Origin of the sequence: Octadecabacter arcticus 238 (assembly GCF_000155735.2) — a bacterium.
In the GTDB taxonomy this organism is placed as follows: Bacteria; Pseudomonadota; Alphaproteobacteria; order Rhodobacterales; family Rhodobacteraceae; genus Octadecabacter; species Octadecabacter arcticus.
On the sequence record NC_020908.1, the window covers coordinates 4,535,362 to 4,552,915 of the forward strand.

A 17,554-nucleotide genomic window follows, 5' to 3' on the forward strand; every position below is an offset into this window, starting at 1 on the left:
CTACCCCCCCCTTTTTTGATTGAATATAGAAGCTAGGGCCGATTGAACGAGGTGGGGGAGTACACTCACCCTATATGAACCTGGAGCGTCGACAGCATCACGGCCGTTAAAGTCTACAGACAAGTCTCTGGCTTGAGATTTGCATTCTTCCGGTCGAAAAACTTGCCCTTCGAGAGCATCCTCTAAAGCAGTCCATCGGCGCGGTGTTTCTTCTACCGATCCGATGGCGACTCTTAGGTCACTCAGAACCGATGTTGAACTGATCACAGCACCAACACTTACGATCGCAACAGGATAGTCTCCCGACGACTTCATCGTCAGTCGTACATGAGAGGTTGCGCCAGCCATCCGAGGAAGCATCACCCTGACGAGAATTTCATCCAGCGGTCTCTCTTTTCTACTGTTTAGATATTCCGAAAGGGGCAAGCTGCTCGTGCCAGAGGCACCAGCAACCTCAACTTGAGCATCAAGGGCCAGCAATGCAGTCGCAATATCTGGCGAATGAAAGCCATCAGTACAGATATTTCCGCCAACGGTTGCGAGGCGACGAACACCGGGCGTTGCTGAAATTCGTGCGGCATCAGCAAGACCAAACAATTCTGGCGATCCTTCAAGTGCGACGCCAAGATCATGATGTGTTGTTAGAGCGCCGATGGAGATTTGGTTCGACTCCATATGAAAACCGCGAAGCTCAGAAACATTAAATAAGGCAAGGAAACCCGGCGCCAAGGCTTCTTTCCTCTTTTCAGACCTCATCAGCCAGGTCCCACCTGCAATAGGCACGAGACTTCGTTCTCTATCCGATAGGATTGAAATTGCTTCGTCCAAACTGTTCGCAAAATAAACTTCGCCGGTTTCTTCTTCGCGCATATCCTCTAAACCTTTCGTACGATACTTGTTTTCGCGAGCGCTCGACGATCAAACAAATCGTCCAGAAACGCGCTGATTGCCGGCCTTTGCAACATGAGTTTTTCGAAGCCAGAGGTCATCAGATTTCTATGTAACCGACAAAACACTGGCTGGCCGCGCTTTCGCTAATGCGGCCGTCAGCATCCCTGCAATCACAGCTTTAATAACATCACCAGGTACGAACGCAGCTACCAACCCTGTCGCTTCCAATAGCGATTTTTCTAAGGCAATAGAAAGCCCCGCGATGCCAAACACGTACATCACAAGAATGCCTCCGATCACTGAAGCAACACCCGCCACGACAGCTAGTGAGTGGCCGCGCCATTTTTCAACAATCATGCCAGTTACAAAGGCTGCCACAGGCCAGCCAATCAGGAAGCCAGCTGAAGGTGAAACGAACAAGCCAAGCCCCCCTCGTCCTCCAGAAAGAAGCGGCAGCCCTACTGCCACGAGCAAGAGCAACAACAAGACGGACATTGCTCCGCGCTTTGATCCCAATATTGTTCCACACAGCATGACACCGAGGCTTTGCGCAGTGATAGGTACGCCGAAACCAAGCGTTAGTTTCGGAATGAGGCCAAGTGCAGCGATTAAGGCTGCGAACAAGGCGATTAGAGCAACATTTTTTTCCATTGGGTTTCCTATTAGCTTTCGAGCCCACCACGTGCCTTCAATGCATCCGCAACGTGATCGGTGTCATCGAGAGCAAGGATGGTGAACGGTAAGATGATGCGCCAGCTCGGCGCGCGTTCAGATCGTGCGCGCCAAGCATCGGACAATTGACTGCCTTTGCTTACGAGAACGGGTGTTAATCTTATCACCAGTGCGATGGCAATTTCGACAACTTTCGGTTTCAAGCCTAAGGCATGAAGGGGCCGTAAAATGACACTGATCACATCAATCATGTCCGAGAGCTTTGTCGTCATGGTTACAAGGTTAGCAAGCGCAACAGCGCTGACGAGGCGAACGACAATGACACCACCGTCTACGAAGCTTCCGATCCAAACATGCCATATGCCAACGATCAGGATGAACGGCCACAGCATCCTAAGTTGGCGCAAGCCGTTTAGGAAGAAAACCTTCCCAGGCAATGCATAAGTCAGCATCACAAGTGTGAACACGGATATGAGGACCCAAATGTCTTCGATAAGGAAAAGAAGAGCTGTCGTTATACACAATGAACCGAGCTTGAATGAGGCTGGCCAGTCATGTGCCTTAGTTCTAATCGGAGAGGTCAGAGATATCATCTGTTGCTCCCCATTTTTTCATCTGCGCCTTGTACTGCACCAATACGTCATCGCAGCTTCCAAAATCAACCAGACGTCCGCCCTCTAGCCAAAGCGCAAAGTCGAACTCTCTGAGGTCTTCGGGATTGTGAGTAATGTGAATCAGGTTTCCAGGGTAGCCCGAGAAATACTTCTGAAGCTGGATGCCCGTAGGTATGTCGAGGCCTGATAGAGGTTCATCCAGAATAACTGTCTTCGGTTGCATCGCTGAAATTGCCATCAAGCAAAGCAGTTGCTTTTGACCTTGTGACAATGTGCTGACGTTAGCATCGATCCAATGGGACTTGCCGAAGCGAGCCAGCATCCGCTCAGTTCCCTGCGCTGCTTCGTCTCTAGTTTGACCAAGCTGTCGTAGACCGAAGGCAATCTCTTCCTGCACAGTTGGAAAGATAATCTGGTGGTCAGGGTTTTGGAACAGAATACCGACTTCTGTAAGTGCTGCTTTTCGGTCCTTTGCAGGCGAGATTCCGTTCACCAAAATAGAGCCTGATGACGGTTTGATAAGACCCGCAATAAGACGAGATAACGTCGATTTTCCAGAGCCATTGCGGCCAACAATACCTATTCGCGCTGATTCCGTTCTAAGAGAAAGGTCCTCAAGTATCTGCCTTCCGGCGACCTCAAAGCAAACGCCCTCCAACGACAGTCCAGAGAGGTCTGTTTTTGCATTTCGCACTTCAATCCTCTCCATTTTCATTGGTTGATAATCCCTTGGAGGTCTGTGCCCTATCTCGACAAAAGATCACACTAGATTTTCGATGCCATTTATCTTTGCGCAAGATCGCTAGCTGATCTCGCCAAAGCACATGTATTTTAGCTCAAGATAGTCGTCGGCACCGTACTTGGAGCCTTCACGTCCCTGCCCGGACTGTTTGACACCGCCAAATGGCGCGACCTCGGTAGATATTAGCCCTGTGTTGATACCAACCATTCCTGTCTCTAACCGTTCTGCAACACGCCAGACTCGTCTGATGTCATTGGAATAGAAGTAACCAGCCAAGCCAAATTCTGTGTCGTTTGCGAGTTCGACTGCTTCATCCTCAGTTTCAAACTCGAACAAGGGTGCTATTGGGCCAAAAGTTTCTTCGTGAGAAACGAGCATATTTTTTTTCATGCCTGTGACGACGGTCGGCTCAAAAAATGTCCCGCCCAAACTATGACGCTTACCTCCTGTCGCCAGAGTAGCACCCTTTGCAATGGCATCAGAGAGATGAGATTCAATTTTTGCCAAAGCAGCTGTATTGATCAGAGGACCAACAGTGACCCCTTCCCCAAAACCATCGCCAATAATGAACGCGGCCACTCGTTGGGCCAGCTTCTCGGAGAACTCTTTATAGACACCTGATTGTACATATATCCGGTTAGCACAAACGCAGGTTTGACCAGCGTTTCTGAACTTTGCAATCAATGCACCTTCAACTGCTGCATCGATATCGGCATCATCGAACACAATGAAAGGTGCGTTTCCCCCCAACTCCATCGAGACTTTTTTAACGGTTGCTGCCCCTTGTTCCATCAAAATTTTGCCAACTCGGGTTGAGCCGGTGAAAGTGATTTTGGCAACTTTCGTGTTTGCGCAGAGTTCTTTACCAACAGCGGAAGAGTCACTGCTCGTAATAACACTGAAAACACCGCTCGGTATCCCAGCACGCTCACCCAAGACTGCCATTGCAAGGGCTGACAATGGTGTCAGCTCTGCAGGGCGAGCAACAAAGGTACAGCCAACTGCGAGCGCCGGCGCTACTTTCCGCGCGATCATTGCGTTCGGAAAATTCCAAGGAGTAATGGAACCCACGACACCTACTGGCTGTTTGAGAACAACAATGCGTTTGTCTGGTTGATGGCCCGGAATTACGTCTCCGTAAATACGTTTGGCTTCCTCGGCAAACCACTCAATGTACGACGCACCGTACATGATCTCACCCTTAGCTTCTGCTAAAGGCTTGCCCATTTCAGCGGTTAAGATTGATGCCAGATCGTCAACGTTCTCAACCATCAGATCGTACCATTTTCGTAAAATGGCACCTCGCTCTTTACCGGTCTTCATTCCCCACGCGATTTTGGCATCGTATGCGCCGTCAATAGCATGGCTGACATCGCTGATGGCTAAATCAGTTACATCAGCAATCTTTTCGCCAGTCGAAGGATTGTGGACTGGAAATGTATCTCCGGTTTCAATCCATTGACCATTTACGAATGCACGGGTCTCAAGGAGAGATGGATCATTAAGTTTCAGCATGTCCACTTCTCCCGCGCTGCGACGATAGATTCCTCAAGAATGTCGAGCGCTTCAGCCATGATTTCATCTTGGATTGTTATAGGAGCCAAAAACCGAACAACGTTGCCGTAGATGCCACATGTCAAAAGGATGAGCTTGCGTTTGAGAGCCTCAGCGCGAACTTTTTGCGTAAATTCTGGACTTGGCGCAGACCCATCTGGTGTGTTGAATTCAACGGCAACCATGAAGCCGGGGCCACGAATATCCACAATCTCAGGGGTCGTTGAACGGATGGATTCCAGTCGCTGACGCAAACGCGACCCAAGCTCATTTGCGCGAGCGCAGAGATTTTCTTCCTCAATAACGTCAAGGACAGCATGTGCTGCTGCTATGCCGAGTGGATTGCCGCCGTAGGTTCCGCCCAATCCGCCAGGGCCCGCCGCATCCATGATTTCAGCTTTACCGACCAAAGCCGCAAGCGGCAGCCCACCAGCGAGGCCCTTAGCCATGGTTGTTAAGTCAGGCGCTACGTCGTAACCGTCCATCGCAAACAGATTTCCAGTTCGCGCAAAACCAGTCTGAATCTCATCTGCAACCATCACAATGCCATGTTCGTCGCAAAGCGAGCGTAATTCTCGCACGAGTTGTGCTGGCGCAGGGTAGAAACCACCCTCTCCTTGCACGGGTTCGAAGATGATTGCCGCAACACGTTCTGGATCAAGATCGGCCTTGAATAATTTTTTAAACGCATTCATAGAGTCTTGAGTTGAGACCCCATGAATTTCGATTGGAAACGGCACGTGATAAACATCAGGCATCATTGCGCCAAAGCCCTGCTTGTACGGTGCAACTTTGCCAGTAAGGCTCATACCCATGAAGGTACGACCGTGAAAACCACCACCAAAAGCGATGACCGCAGGCCGACCTGTGTACGCGCGAGCAACTTTGATGGCGTTCTCAACCGCTTCGGCACCAGTGGTAACAAAGACGGTCTTTTTCTCGAAATCACCTGATACCGCAGCATTTAGACGTTCGGCCAAGCTGATGTAATTTTCATAGGGCAACACCTGATGGCAGGTGTGCGTGAACCGCTCCATTTGACGCTGTACTGCGGCCATCACTTTGGGATGACAATGCCCTGTATTCACAACCGCAATGCCTGCGGCAAAATCGATGTATCGGGTTCCTTCTACATCCCAAATTTCTGAGTTTTTTGCGCGATCTGCATAGATCTGGGTTTGCATACCTACCCCGCGTGAGATCGCTTTATCTTTTCGGATGTTAATTTCTGAATTCAACATTCGTGTTTCCTTCCTGAACTCAGGTTAATGAGACATGGGCCGGAAATTTCCCAGCCCATCATTTATTGCTAACTGGGCCGAGAACTAGGTGCCGTTCATGATCATTCGGTAGCGCAGCTGATCAAAGATCACAGCGAGAATCAGCAACGACCCCAGCAAGACCATCTGCATGTAGGAACTGACCTGTGCCAAATTCATGCCGTTTTGAACGAGGATGATGAAAAATGCGCCAAGCACGACATTCTCGACACGTCCAATACCACCCCGAAGCGATACACCGGCGATAACGCAGGCTGCGATAGATTCCAGTGCGATGGATGCGCCCAGATTGGCTTCACCAGATTCCACTCGTGCCGTCAGCAAAAGCCCTGTCAAAGACGCGAGGAGCGCACAAATTATATAGGCCAGCATCAGTGTCTTTTTGGTATTAATCGCTGACAGATGTGCTGCTTTGATGTTGCCACCAACCGCGTAGACTTGGGTTCCAAGTCGTGTACGCGACATGAATACCCACATGGAAATGATGCAGATAAGGGCAACAATCACTGGGACCGGTATGCCCCATAGCCTACCAAACCCAAATGTATCAGCGAAAGCATACGGCATGCCACTGACAGGAACGCCTCCTGTCAAAAAGAGTGCCATTCCGGCCCCTACAGAGGAAACGCCCAAAGTCATGATGAACGGAGAAACTTCAAAGTATGCAACTCCAACACCATTGATGGCACCAATCAAAAGAGCTGCGCCAAAACCCATCAATGCTCCTAGAGCGATAGCAAGCCAGATCGCGTCTGGAAAAATCGTTGCCATCCACACCATACCTGAAGCTGAAACGACGGAGGTCAGAGCGATCGCAGTACCAACCGACAAATCGAACCCACCCGAGATCAGAACAAGCATCTGGCCCATCGACACCAGAACCAAATACACCGACTGCCTTGCGACGTTGATAAGGTTTTGACTTGTTAAGAAATTTGATGAAAGCGCTGTGAAGACAACCAGAGCAATTGCTAGAAAGAATGGCAGTACGCCAACCCGCAAGAAAATCCGTTTGATCAGTGTGAAAACTGCATTGTTTTTTTTGATTTCAGCACTCATGCCGTTGCTCCAGTCTCGTCAAAGAAATATTTTAGGACCTGATCTTCGGACATGTCATCACCTGACAGCTCCGCTGTGATTTGCCCGTGGGCGAGCACCAGAATACGGTGCGAAAGATTTAAGACTTCGGGAAGGTCTGAAGAAATGATAACAACAGCCTTGCCTGCCTCTGCCAAGTCTTTGATCAACAAGTAAAGGGCGGCGCGTGTACCCATGTCCACACCAACAGTCGGTTCATCAAAAATGAAAAGGTCGATGTCTTGACCGAACGCTTTCCCAAACAGGACCTTCTGCTGATTGCCACCAGATAGCTGAGAAACTAGTTTCGGTCGGTAGTCCTCCTGCAGTTTCACCGTTTCGGAAATTGCATCTGTCTTTTGTTTGATGGACCTCCAATTGACAAAGCCTTGCAGCTTCTCGCCCAATCGGGCCATCATTGGGTTTACACCCAGATTGTCATTTGATGACTTGGCCAGATCGAGTCCTTCATGCTTTCGATCAGGAGACAAATAATAGACGCCAGCCTGAATAATAGCACGGGTGCTTGCATTACTAATGTCTGCTCCACGATATGTAATCGTGCCACTCTGACGCGGGTATAAATCCATGATCGTTCGGAAAAGTCGGGATTTGCCAGAGCCTACCAGCCCAGCAATGCCAAGTATCTCTCCTGCCTTCACATCAAACGACGAGGAATGAACACCGGGTGCACACAATTCGTGGACCTGCATGAGTGTTTCACCGTCTTGTTTCTCAATGTATGGGTAGATTTCAGAGATGGCGCGGCCGGTCATCATCTCAACAAGTGCGCCGTCGTCGATGTCGGACATGTTAACTGTCCCGATCTTAGCGCCGTCACGCAGAACTGTGATTCGGTCTGCTATCCGAGCGAATTCCTGCATCCGGTGAGAGATGTAAATAATCCCGACACCGCTTGCCTTGAGACCTTCAACAAATTCAAACAAGTGATCCACTTCGCGGTCGGTAAGGGAGGCCGTTGGTTCATCTAAGATCAAGACAGAAAGATCACCATGGAAAGCCTTGGTAATCTCGACCATCTGTTGCTGCGCACGAGACAGGCTTGCTGTGATGGCGGTCGGATCAATGTCAAACCCGAGGTCCTTAAACATCTTCGCCGCACGTTTGCGCATCTCTTTGTGATCAATAAAGGGCCCTATCATGGGCTCCCATCCAAGAAAGATATTTTGTGCAACTGTGAGAGTAGGTATGAGAGAAAATTCTTGGAAAACCGTGTAAATCCCAAGAGACTGCGCGTCGGCAACATTCTCAAAGCGGACGTTGTCACCATTATGGTGAATTTTTCCAGAACTTGGCTTGATAGCCCCCGCAAGCATAGAAATCAAAGTAGATTTCCCAGCTCCGTTTTCACCAAACAAAACATGGACTTCGCCAGCTTCAAGGTCAAAATCGACCCCGTCTAGAGCTAGAACACCGGGGTACCGCTTTGACAAGCCGCTTGTTTTTAAGAGGATATTAGTAGTCATCATTTGCTCCAAAAAACATGGGCCGAGCAGGAAGCACCCGGCCCATGTGAGTTACCTCGACGAGGCCTACTGGTTCACAGAGAACACTGGGCTGTACCCGTCAGGCGGGAGAATGTCTGTGCGTGGCACATCGGCAATGTTGGAAGAATCAACAACGAAGATCTCTGGACCAACGTGCTTAATGTACTCTTCACCTTCTAGAATGCGGACCGCTTGGTCGATAGCAATCCGTCCTTGGACAACCATTGAGTCAGCTGGAGCTGCAAGGATAAAACCACGTTCGATACCAGTGTAGACGCCCGGCGTCATGTAGAATGCCAAAAGGTCTACTTCACCTTGCAATCCACGTTCACGGATCAAACCTTGAGCCGCCTCTGCAGTTACCGCAGTACCCGCAAGATAGCGGACGTCCGGGTTTGCTTGCAGAACATCTTCAACCAGACCCAACTGCACTTCTTTGCCAGTGTCACCAAAGCGTGGCTCGAGAACTTCTACAGCGGAACCTTCGACGGCTTCCATGAACCCAGCGTGAGCTGCTTCAACCCAACCAGCACCAGCCGGACCAGGAAACCAACCAACTTTTACTGGATCGCTGCCTGCAGGGTGCCGCTCAGCCAGATATCGTCCAGTTTCCGCGCCCATTGTTCTGAAAGAAACCAATGACTTCGCAGAAATATCTGGGGAAGACACACCGTTGATCACATCAATCACTGGAATACCGGCTCCAGCAACTTCGCCGATGACATTGTTAAGGCCATCAAACGAGATCGCTCCGATAACAACCGCGTCGGCACCACCTGCTACACAGTTCTCGATCTGACTGATCTGATTGGCTAATTCGGTATAGCCGCCAGCATCAACGTTATTCATGTTGACGCCGAGACGGGCTGCTTCATCAGCAACACCGTAGTTCACGCCGAGCCAATAAGCGTCTTTCATGTGCGGAAATGAAACGCAGATGTTCCATGCTTTTTCAGCTCTCTCAAGCGGTGTGTAAGTTACAGCGCTTACTTCACCATCAGCGGAAAATGCAGGCGTAACCTCTTGCGCTTCATAGGGATACCAATTTTCTTCTGCAAACGCTGCAGCTGGGATCGCTGTCGCCATCGCTAGGGCCACCGTTGTTTTTAAGAATTGTTTCATTAGTGTAATCTCCTTGTTGTTTATTTTTTTGTGCGGATTTCCGCGTTCTGTTTGTCCCTTAGGTGAGATCTTTTCTAATTTTTTGTAAGGCTTCGCGACGACTCGTCCTCGCAGCGAGAGCCTCATCCATGTCAACCTTCACAAACCTCACCGGCGTGTTCGGTTGAAGTTGCCCAATGAAATCCATGTCTGCTGATATAATCGCTCCAAGTGTGAAATAGCCCCCCCCCGACACCGCATCGCGATGTAGAACGATAGGCTCTGTTCCACCTGGCACCTGAATGGAGCCATAAGAATAGCAGCCATCCACGATATTTGAAGGATCAGCGCCAGCACCAAAGGGCTGTTCGCGATCGACGAATTCCAATGGACGTCCACCCTTGAATCGGTAGCCCATACGGTCGGCTTCTGGTGCAACTATCCAAGTATCCTCGAAAAACCCGTTCCCAGCAGCCTCGGTCAAGCGGTTCCAATATAGTCCCGGCAAAACACGAAGCTCGGCTGGATTTGTTGGGCCACGACGCAAGTCAGTTGGAACTGATAAACCAGCTTTGCCAACGATACCTTGTCCGGAAGGAATGACATCTCCCTGAGCAATTGGACGTCCGTCAACGCCACCCAAGGCACCGATTGGATAGGTAGAACGGCTACCTAGGTCTGGGTCGGTCGCAATACCACCAGAAACAGCAATGTAAATCCGTGCTCCAGTTTTCAGAAATCCAAATGCAAGAGTTTGGCCTGACTTCACTGTAAAGGACGTCCATCCCTCGACTGCTTCGCCATCAATCGTGATTGGCATTTCAGCCCCGGTAACAGCGACAATCGCATCTTCCGTGAACTCGATCTCCGGGCCCATAAAGACGGCTTCCAATCCAGCTGCACCCTCTGGGTTGCCGACCAACATGTTTGCGGCCCTGAGAGCGAAGCGATCCATAGCACCACTGATTGGAATGCCCAGATGAAAATATCCGGGACGACCAAGGTCTTGAACTGATGTCGAAAGGCCGGGTTTGTTAATTTTAAGCGCCATTGAGAGCCTCCATCAATTTCGCATTGGTACCCGCCATATCGGCGTTGAACTCCTCAAGGTCGAAATCGACCTCCGCGATACGGGGGGTATAGGTACCCGCCTCTACTGCCGCTGTAACGCGGTCGTATTCAGCACGATCAATGGGTTTCCATTTCACGATGTCACCCGGCTTGAAGAAGACCAAGAAGTCCTTGAGGTAGCTCACTTGTTGTTCGGGATCATAGATCGGCATGGGTGAGATTCCGAACATCTGATAACCCCCAGCGCCGCGCACAGAGTACAAACAAGAGAAACAACCACCGTACCCAACGGTTAGTTTAGGTGTATCCGTCCTTGGGCGGAGATATTTTGGGACTTGAATCTGCTTTTCTCGCTCAACCAACTGATAGAGAAATGGCAGACCAGCCACAAAGCCGACCATTGACACAAACCAAGGCTGCGAATGGTGCGCTTCAATAAACGCTTCTACGCTGTCATATCCGTTTATCCGCGCGGCATAATCAAGGTCGGTCCCAGAAGGGTCCTGATGGCGTTCGCGAAAACGCATGACACATTCTTGGGTCCACGGATCTTGATAGTAGACAGGAATTTCAACAATCCGAGTTGAAAGACGCTTCTCCGCACTGTCGGCCATGTGCTCAAGTTCTTTGACACGCTTAAGCATGTCTTCAGGATGCGTCACATCCGGATCGAACTTGACTTGGAAGGATGCGTTCGCCGGACAAATCTCTGTCACGCCTGGGATATTGGCGTCTCGGACGGCAGTGCTCATGGAAAGTGACTTGAAAAATGCGTCTAGTGACATCTCCTCGTCGATCTCCACGTAGATGTGCTCGTCACCCCCAAATGTGTAACGTGTCTTCACGATGCACCTCCTGTTTGCTGCGTTTTCGTTAGGTTGCCCGCCTCCAACCATGGCTCCAACCATTGAGTGTGGAATGCGCCTTCTTGAACCGAAGGATCATCTGCGAGAGCAAGATGAAGCGGGATGGTTGTTTTGAGACCGGCCAGTTCAATTTCCTGCAACGCGGCTCTAAGCTTTGAAATGGCCTCAGGCCGCGTTGGGGCATGAACAATAACTTTGCCTAGAAGTGAATCGTAGAAGGGTGGGATCTGATATCCTTCGTAAAGGAAATGATCGAATCTGATCCCCTCCCCTTCAGGAATGCGCATTGCCCCTACTTTGCCCGGCCATGGCATAAATTGCATGAATGGATCTTCAGCATTGATGCGGACTTCGATCGCATGACCGTTTCGCACAATCTCATCTTGAGTCATGCTGAGTTTTTCACCACCACAAACTCGGATCATCTCTTGGACAAGATCAACACCAGTGATCATTTCACTAATTGGGTGTTCAACTTGGATGCGTGTGTTCATTTCTATAAAGAAAAACTCATTGGTGGCCTCATCGTAGAGGTATTCCAGTGTTCCGGCGCCGCGATAGTTTACCGCCTTTGCTAGAGCGACGGCTGACTTACATAGCGTTTGACGCGTTTCCTCATCAAGACATACAGCCCCAGCCTCTTCCCAGACCTTCTGTCGGCGGCGTTGAAGCGAGCACTCACGTTCGAAACAGTGAACTGCGTTTGTGCCATCGCCCAGAATTTGAACCTCGATATGACGCGGTGATCTAACAGCGCGTTCAAGATATAGCCCACCATCGCCGAACGCGGCTTCCGCTTCAGCTTGCGCTTGCGGCGCGAGGGACCGCAATTCCCCCTCATTGTCAGCAACGCGAATGCCTCTGCCACCGCCACCTGCAGCAGCCTTGATCATGACCGGATATCCGATATCGCTCGCGATTTGCGCTGCGTCGTCTACAGTTTCTATGCGACCTTTGGATCCGGGCACAACAGGAACGCCCGCCGCTTCTGCAGCCTTTCGCGCTTCAACTTTATCACCCATCCGCTCAATGGTCGCAGCCGTCGGACCTACAAACGTAATCCCAGCTGATTCAATAGCATGTGCAAATTCCGGACTTTCAGACAAAAAACCATATCCAGGATGAACGGCATCTGCGCCGGAATCCTTGATCGCTTGCATCAAACGTACAACATTCAAATAGCTGTCTTTGGATTTTGCAGGACCAACACAGATGGCTTCATCTGCGAGTTTGACGCTCAACATCTCGGCGTCGCCTTCGGAATAGGCTTGTATCGTTGTGATCCCAAGCTCCTTGGCAGCACGAATAATACGTACGGAAATCTCACCACGGTTGGCGATAAAGAGGCGCGAAATCGTCATACTCAGTTACTCAATCTTGCAAGAGTATCGCCAGCAGAAACGGGTGACCCGTCTTCGGCTACATAGTTCTCAAAAGTACCCTCGACTTCAGATTTGATCTCGATGAATGTCTTCATCACTTCAATCAGTCCAACAGTATCGCCGACAGCAACAGCATCGCCAGCGGACTTATAAGTTGCTTCATTCGGCGATGGTTTTTGATAAAATGAACCTGGAAGTGGTGATTGAATTTCGGCCATGATTGAGGTCCTTGTCTCTTATTTAGATTGTGCCAATACGGTGGATGCTGATGCGATGCTGATACCTGCATTCAACAGTGCCGAGCGGATAGCTTTTCCTATTTCGAGTGCGCCCGGAGTGTCGGAATGAAAACAGATTGATTCAAAACCAATCTCCATTTCGGCACCTTCGACGGTTGTCACTTTGCCAGTTTTGCAAGCCTTTAAGCATTTTGCCGCAATCGCTTCTGGATCAGGTCGTCCGACCTGCCGCTTGAAGACAATGGCACCGCTATTGTCGTAGTCACGGTCTGCAAAAAATTCGCGGACGACAGGAAGTCCATGTTGCTTGGCAAGCTCGTAAGTCTTCGATGTTTCCATACAGAAAAGGATCGTTTCGCCACTGGTTTTGGCGAGCATGTCAATAATCATTTGTGACAGCTCTTCGTTAACGGCCGCCTCCATGTATAGGGCGCCATGTGGCTTCACATGTTGAAGTGAAATTCCGTGGCGTCGGCCAAACTCTCGGATTGCACCGATTTGGTACACGATGTCGTTGACCAGCTCATCAGAGCCCATTTTGATATAGCGCCTGCCGAATCCTTGTAGGTCGCGATACCCGGGATGTGCGCCTAGCCCAACACCATATTCTTTTGCCAGCTTAATGACGCGATCCATCGAGTTCGGATCTCCCGCGTGAAAACCGGCAGCGATGTTTGCCGAGGAAATCAATGACATGATCTCTTGTTCAGGTGCTTCGCCCAACACCCATTGGCCGAAGCCCTCTCCCATGTCGCAGTTCAGGTCCACGATTTCCCGTATCATATTTACATCCTTGCGTAACAGCTTCGAATGAATGGTGGCTTGATCTGAAAGCTATGTAAAATATCTATTTCAACTAAAGCAATATAACTATTATTGATAACGCTAGGTTGCTAAAGGGACAATTTTCTATATTTACTTTAAAAAGTGAGGTATTGCCAGTTTTAGCATGCATTTGATTTTTCGATAAGTCTACACATAGAAAGAGATACAGGTGATTTTATGAACTTCCGGCACCTAAAGTTTTTTGTTGCAACGGCGGAATCCGGGCAGGTTAGCCGAGCCGCAACACAACTGTCCATTTCACAATCAGCAGTAACCAGTGCCATCAAGGAGCTCGAAGCAGAACTAGGCACGTCTCTGTTTTTCCGGACAGCGACGGGTATGGAAATGTCCGAAGCTGGCCGTGACTTCCTCGCCTCTTCCCGTGAAATTCTGGAGAAACTAGATCAAGCTAAGCGTATGGCTCACAAACAGTCGCCGGTAAAAGGATCAATCTCAATAGCCGCGACCTACACTGTTATCGGCTATTTCCTTCCTCCTCATTTGGACCGTCTCAAACAGAGGTTTCCAAACCTCGACATCCGGATCAGCGAGCTTAATCGCGAAAGTATCGAAGAAGGCTTGCTGTCAAACAGGTTCGATATGGCAGTTGTCCTGACGTCCAACATTGCCAACTCCGAGTTGGAAACTCAGACTTTGGCGAAATCATCGAGAAGATTATGGGCTGCAAACGGCCATGAGATATTTCGACAAGGCAAATCCACATTTGAAGAAATTGCAAAACAAGACTACATCATGCTCACCGTAGATGAAGCCGCACACACGACGATGCGCTACTGGTCTAATAGTGCGTACCAACCGCGCGTAACACTACGCACCTCCTCTGTTGAGGCCGTTCGTTCGATGGTGGCCAATGGCCAGGGCGTCACAATATTGTCCGACATGGTCTACCGTCCTTGGTCATTGGAAGGGAAGCGCATCGGCACAGCAACTACCGACCTTGAGATTCCGTCTATGGACATTGGACTGGCTTGGCGAAAAGGTGTGGAGCATTCTAGAGCAGCAGCGTCTGTTATTGAGTATTTTAACCAGACGTTCCTTGCTCCAATTTGACCTCACGTGCAGCAACATTGCTGCACCCGGTGCTGTCACAGGAATGCGAACCAGCCGAGCTATGACTGAATCTGGTGTTTGAGTGGTTTGAAGGTTGGCGGCGTATCTGGTTGAATTGTTGTTGGAAGACAGCAGCCCAACCAAAGGAGATACACCACCATGGGAACTACTAACATTGTTGATTTTGCGCGTCGAGACGAGATGACGGACGCGTTGACGGAGTTGCTGAAAACGGGAGCACAACAATTGATCGCGACAGCAGTTGAGGCTGAGCTTGTCAGTTATTTGGCGCAATTTACCGGCTTACGCACCGATGCCGGTCACGCGGCAGTCGTGCGTAATGGACATCATCCGGCCCGCCCGTTTCAAACGGGCATTGGCCCTGTGAGCGTGCGCATTCCAAAGGTTCGGTCCAAGGACGGCACACCGGTGACATTCCGGTCTGCCCTGGTGCCGCCCTATGTGCGTCGCACGAAGACGCTGGAAGCGGCCTTGCCATGGCTTTACCTCAAAGGGATCTCCAGCGGCGAGATGGCTCCCGCCCTCAAGGTTCTTCTGGGCCCAGATGCCGTTGGCTTGTCGGCTAATACGGTTTCGCGTTTAAAACGCGATTGGGCCAATGAATACGAGGCTTGGAAAGGCGCTGAGTTAGATGACGAGCCCATCGTCTATATCTGGGCCGACGGCGTTCACAGCGGCCTTCGGGGCGAGGATGACAAGCTCTGTGCCCTTGTTATTATTGGGGTAACTGCCCGTGGCAAGAAGCGATTTCTGGCAATTGAGGATGGGGTGCGCGAGTCCACGCAGAGCTGGCGCGAGGTTCTGCTTAACCTCAAAAGCTGAGGCATGAATGCGCCCAAACTGGCCATCGGGGACGGTGCCATGGGGTTTTGGGCGGCCATGGACGAAGTCTATCCTGAGACCCGCCATCAACGCTGTTGGCAACACAAAACGATGAACGTGCTCAATTGTTTACCCAAGCTGTCTCAGCCAAAAGCCAAGGCCGCGCTGCACGACATCTGGCAGGCCAAGACCAAAGTCGATGCAGAAAAGGCGTTCGATCTGTTCATCAAAACCTACGAACCCAAATACCCCAAGGCCACACTATGCCTGCAAAAAGATCGTGAGGAACTCATGGCATTCTTCGACTTCCCGGCGCAGCATTGGCAAAGCATCCGCACTAGCAATCCAATTGAATCGGCCTTCGCGACGATCCGGCATCGTACCAAGCGTTCAAAGGGCTGCCTGTCACGCGATGGCATGCTGCACATGATGTTCAAACTGGGGCAATGTGCTGAGCAAAATTGGAGGAAGCTACGCGGCTTTGACTACCTCGCAAAAGTCATCACAGGCGTCACGTTCAAAGACGGAATCGAAACCACAAACCCCGACCAGATCACCGCATGACCAACAATACTCAAACACCAGATTTGACAATAACTCGAACCAGCCTCTGCAATGACAGCAGCGCTGCCCTTATGCCGAGCCAAGTAGGCGCCACTCAGGGAGAGCGGCGGTGCGGTTTAGAGGTGGTCCTAGTTTTTCGACCAGTTTGCAGGGCGTTGTTGCATGGACCCCAGCGGGTCTGCTAGACAGCCAGCTTGCCAACGACTTGGATATTAATGATGCCGCACAAATTCAACGCTTCTCGCCGCCACAAGTTTGAAAAGAAGCGACAGAAGGTCACCAACTGGCGAGTGTACAATGAAGGCCTGCGTCAGCGTGGTGATGTGACAATTTGGTTGAGCCCTGAGGTTGCAGATAAGTGGCTTGCCGATAAACGTCAGACGCCAGGCGGCCAACCCACATATTCTGATATGGCCATATCAGTATGCCTGACGCTGGGTATGGTTTTCAAACAACCTTTGCGGCAGACGCAAGGATTGGTCGGCAGTTTGGCGCGGCTTATGGGGCTGGATGTTCCCGTTCCGGATTTCTCGACCCTCTCGCGGAGAGGTGCGGGGCTCAGCATGCCAGAAAAATCTAAAGCCCAAAGGGCTGGCCCAATCGAATTAGTTGTGGATAGTACGGGTCTGAAGATATTTGGTGAAGGCGAATGGTTGCAGAACAAGCATAAAACAAAGGCCAAACGTAAGTCGTGGCGCAAGCTCCACCTTGGACTGGATCTCACAACTGGAGATATCGTTTGCTCCGATTTGACAAAAGACGACGTGGGCGATCCAACTGCTTTGCCCGAACTTCTAGACCAGATTGAGGCTCCTGTTAGCCGCTTTTTGGCGGATGGCGCCTATGATGGCGATCCTACCAGCGATCTGCTTGTGGACCGTTTTGGTGAAGCTATAGAGATTGTAATCCCGCCTCCGATCACGGCCGTTCTCAGCCTCGATGCTGCCCGTAATCCAACGCCCCGAGATAAACACATCGCGGAGATTAGAGACAAAGGGCGCCTGGCATGGCAAGTTAGCAGCGGCTACAATCACCGGAGCCGAGGCGAAGCACAAATAGGCCGCTGGAAGATGGTCATCGGCCCCAAACTGAAAGCTCGGAACTTTCCGAACCAAAAAACTGAAGTCAGGATTGGGACAAACATTCTCAACAAAATGAACGGGCTTGGCCGTGCCAAGTACGAGGCTGCTGCATGACCTGAATTATGGGTAAGGGCAATCTCGGACCTCGCCACATCCATGCAACACGGCTGGA

16 protein-coding genes and 1 pseudogene are annotated in these 17,554 nt (G+C 50.5%); 3 read left to right on the plus strand and 14 right to left on the minus strand.

All coding sequences use genetic code 11. The features are described from left to right. The 14 genes from OA238_RS23515 to OA238_RS23580 form a co-directional block, all read right to left on the minus strand. The gene (locus OA238_RS23515; protein ID WP_015497145.1) at positions 1-870 is read right to left on the minus strand and encodes an FAD binding domain-containing protein; all 870 of its coding nucleotides are present in this window, start codon (positions 868-870) and stop codon (positions 1-3) included. 126 nt (positions 871-996) lie between these two features. Beyond that, complete coding sequence (locus tag OA238_RS23520; protein ID WP_015497146.1) at positions 997-1,542, minus strand: biotin transporter BioY; 546 nt, start codon at positions 1,540-1,542, stop codon at positions 997-999. 11 nt (positions 1,543-1,553) lie between these two features. Continuing rightward, positions 1,554-2,156, minus strand: a complete 603-nt coding sequence (locus tag OA238_RS23525; RefSeq protein WP_015497147.1) for an energy-coupling factor transporter transmembrane component T family protein — start codon at positions 2,154-2,156, stop codon at positions 1,554-1,556. After that, the gene (locus OA238_RS23530) at positions 2,131-2,892 is read right to left on the minus strand and encodes an energy-coupling factor ABC transporter ATP-binding protein (protein WP_015497148.1); all 762 of its coding nucleotides are present in this window, start codon (positions 2,890-2,892) and stop codon (positions 2,131-2,133) included. Before OA238_RS23530 ends, OA238_RS23525 begins: the two co-directional genes overlap by 26 nt. 87 nt (positions 2,893-2,979) lie before the next feature. Further along, complete coding sequence (locus OA238_RS23535) at positions 2,980-4,434, minus strand: NAD-dependent succinate-semialdehyde dehydrogenase (protein ID WP_015497149.1); 1,455 nt, start codon at positions 4,432-4,434, stop codon at positions 2,980-2,982. Then, complete coding sequence (locus tag OA238_RS23540; RefSeq protein ID WP_015497150.1) at positions 4,428-5,714, minus strand: 4-aminobutyrate--2-oxoglutarate transaminase; 1,287 nt, start codon at positions 5,712-5,714, stop codon at positions 4,428-4,430. The genes OA238_RS23535 and OA238_RS23540 overlap by 7 nt, the downstream gene beginning before the upstream one ends. 84 nt (positions 5,715-5,798) lie before the next feature. Continuing rightward, complete coding sequence (locus tag OA238_RS23545) at positions 5,799-6,812, minus strand: ABC transporter permease (RefSeq protein WP_015497151.1); 1,014 nt, start codon at positions 6,810-6,812, stop codon at positions 5,799-5,801. Beyond that, positions 6,809-8,317: a sugar ABC transporter ATP-binding protein gene (locus OA238_RS23550; protein ID WP_015497152.1), complete on the minus strand. Its 1,509-nt coding sequence runs from the start codon at positions 8,315-8,317 to the stop codon at positions 6,809-6,811. The genes OA238_RS23545 and OA238_RS23550 overlap by 4 nt, the downstream gene beginning before the upstream one ends. 66 nt (positions 8,318-8,383) lie before the next feature. Next, positions 8,384-9,460: a TMAO reductase system periplasmic protein TorT gene (gene torT / locus OA238_RS23555; protein WP_015497153.1), complete on the minus strand. Its 1,077-nt coding sequence runs from the start codon at positions 9,458-9,460 to the stop codon at positions 8,384-8,386. A 58-nt stretch (positions 9,461-9,518) separates the two neighbouring features. Beyond that, the gene (locus OA238_RS23560; protein ID WP_015497154.1) at positions 9,519-10,490 is read right to left on the minus strand and encodes a 5-oxoprolinase subunit C family protein; all 972 of its coding nucleotides are present in this window, start codon (positions 10,488-10,490) and stop codon (positions 9,519-9,521) included. Next, positions 10,480-11,355 carry a 5-oxoprolinase subunit B family protein gene (locus OA238_RS23565; protein ID WP_015497155.1) on the minus strand — a complete coding sequence of 292 codons (876 nt, stop codon included), beginning with the start codon at positions 11,353-11,355 and terminating at the stop codon, positions 10,480-10,482. Before OA238_RS23565 ends, OA238_RS23560 begins: the two co-directional genes overlap by 11 nt. Beyond that, positions 11,352-12,737: an acetyl-CoA carboxylase biotin carboxylase subunit gene (locus OA238_RS23570; RefSeq protein ID WP_015497156.1), complete on the minus strand. Its 1,386-nt coding sequence runs from the start codon at positions 12,735-12,737 to the stop codon at positions 11,352-11,354. Before OA238_RS23570 ends, OA238_RS23565 begins: the two co-directional genes overlap by 4 nt. Positions 12,738-12,739: 2 nt before the next feature. Further along, positions 12,740-12,976, minus strand: coding sequence for an acetyl-CoA carboxylase (locus OA238_RS23575; RefSeq protein WP_015497157.1), 237 nt, complete (start codon positions 12,974-12,976; stop codon positions 12,740-12,742). An 18-nt stretch (positions 12,977-12,994) separates the two neighbouring features. Next, the gene (locus tag OA238_RS23580) at positions 12,995-13,780 is read right to left on the minus strand and encodes a 5-oxoprolinase subunit PxpA (protein WP_015497158.1); all 786 of its coding nucleotides are present in this window, start codon (positions 13,778-13,780) and stop codon (positions 12,995-12,997) included. 219 nt (positions 13,781-13,999) lie between these two features. On the opposite strand from OA238_RS23580, the gene OA238_RS23585 reads away from it, so the two are divergent. From OA238_RS23585 to OA238_RS23600, 3 genes and pseudogenes are all read left to right on the plus strand, one after another. After that, complete coding sequence (locus tag OA238_RS23585; protein ID WP_015497159.1) at positions 14,000-14,893, plus strand: LysR family transcriptional regulator; 894 nt, start codon at positions 14,000-14,002, stop codon at positions 14,891-14,893. A 159-nt stretch (positions 14,894-15,052) separates the two neighbouring features. Continuing rightward, positions 15,053-16,300 (plus strand): annotated as a pseudogene (locus OA238_RS30765) (IS256-like element ISOan6 family transposase). Between the two features lie 215 nt (positions 16,301-16,515). Beyond that, on the plus strand, positions 16,516-17,496 hold the full coding sequence (locus OA238_RS23600; protein WP_015497160.1) for an IS5 family transposase: 981 nt from the start codon (positions 16,516-16,518) through the stop codon (positions 17,494-17,496). Positions 17,497-17,554 lie beyond the last annotated feature (58 nt).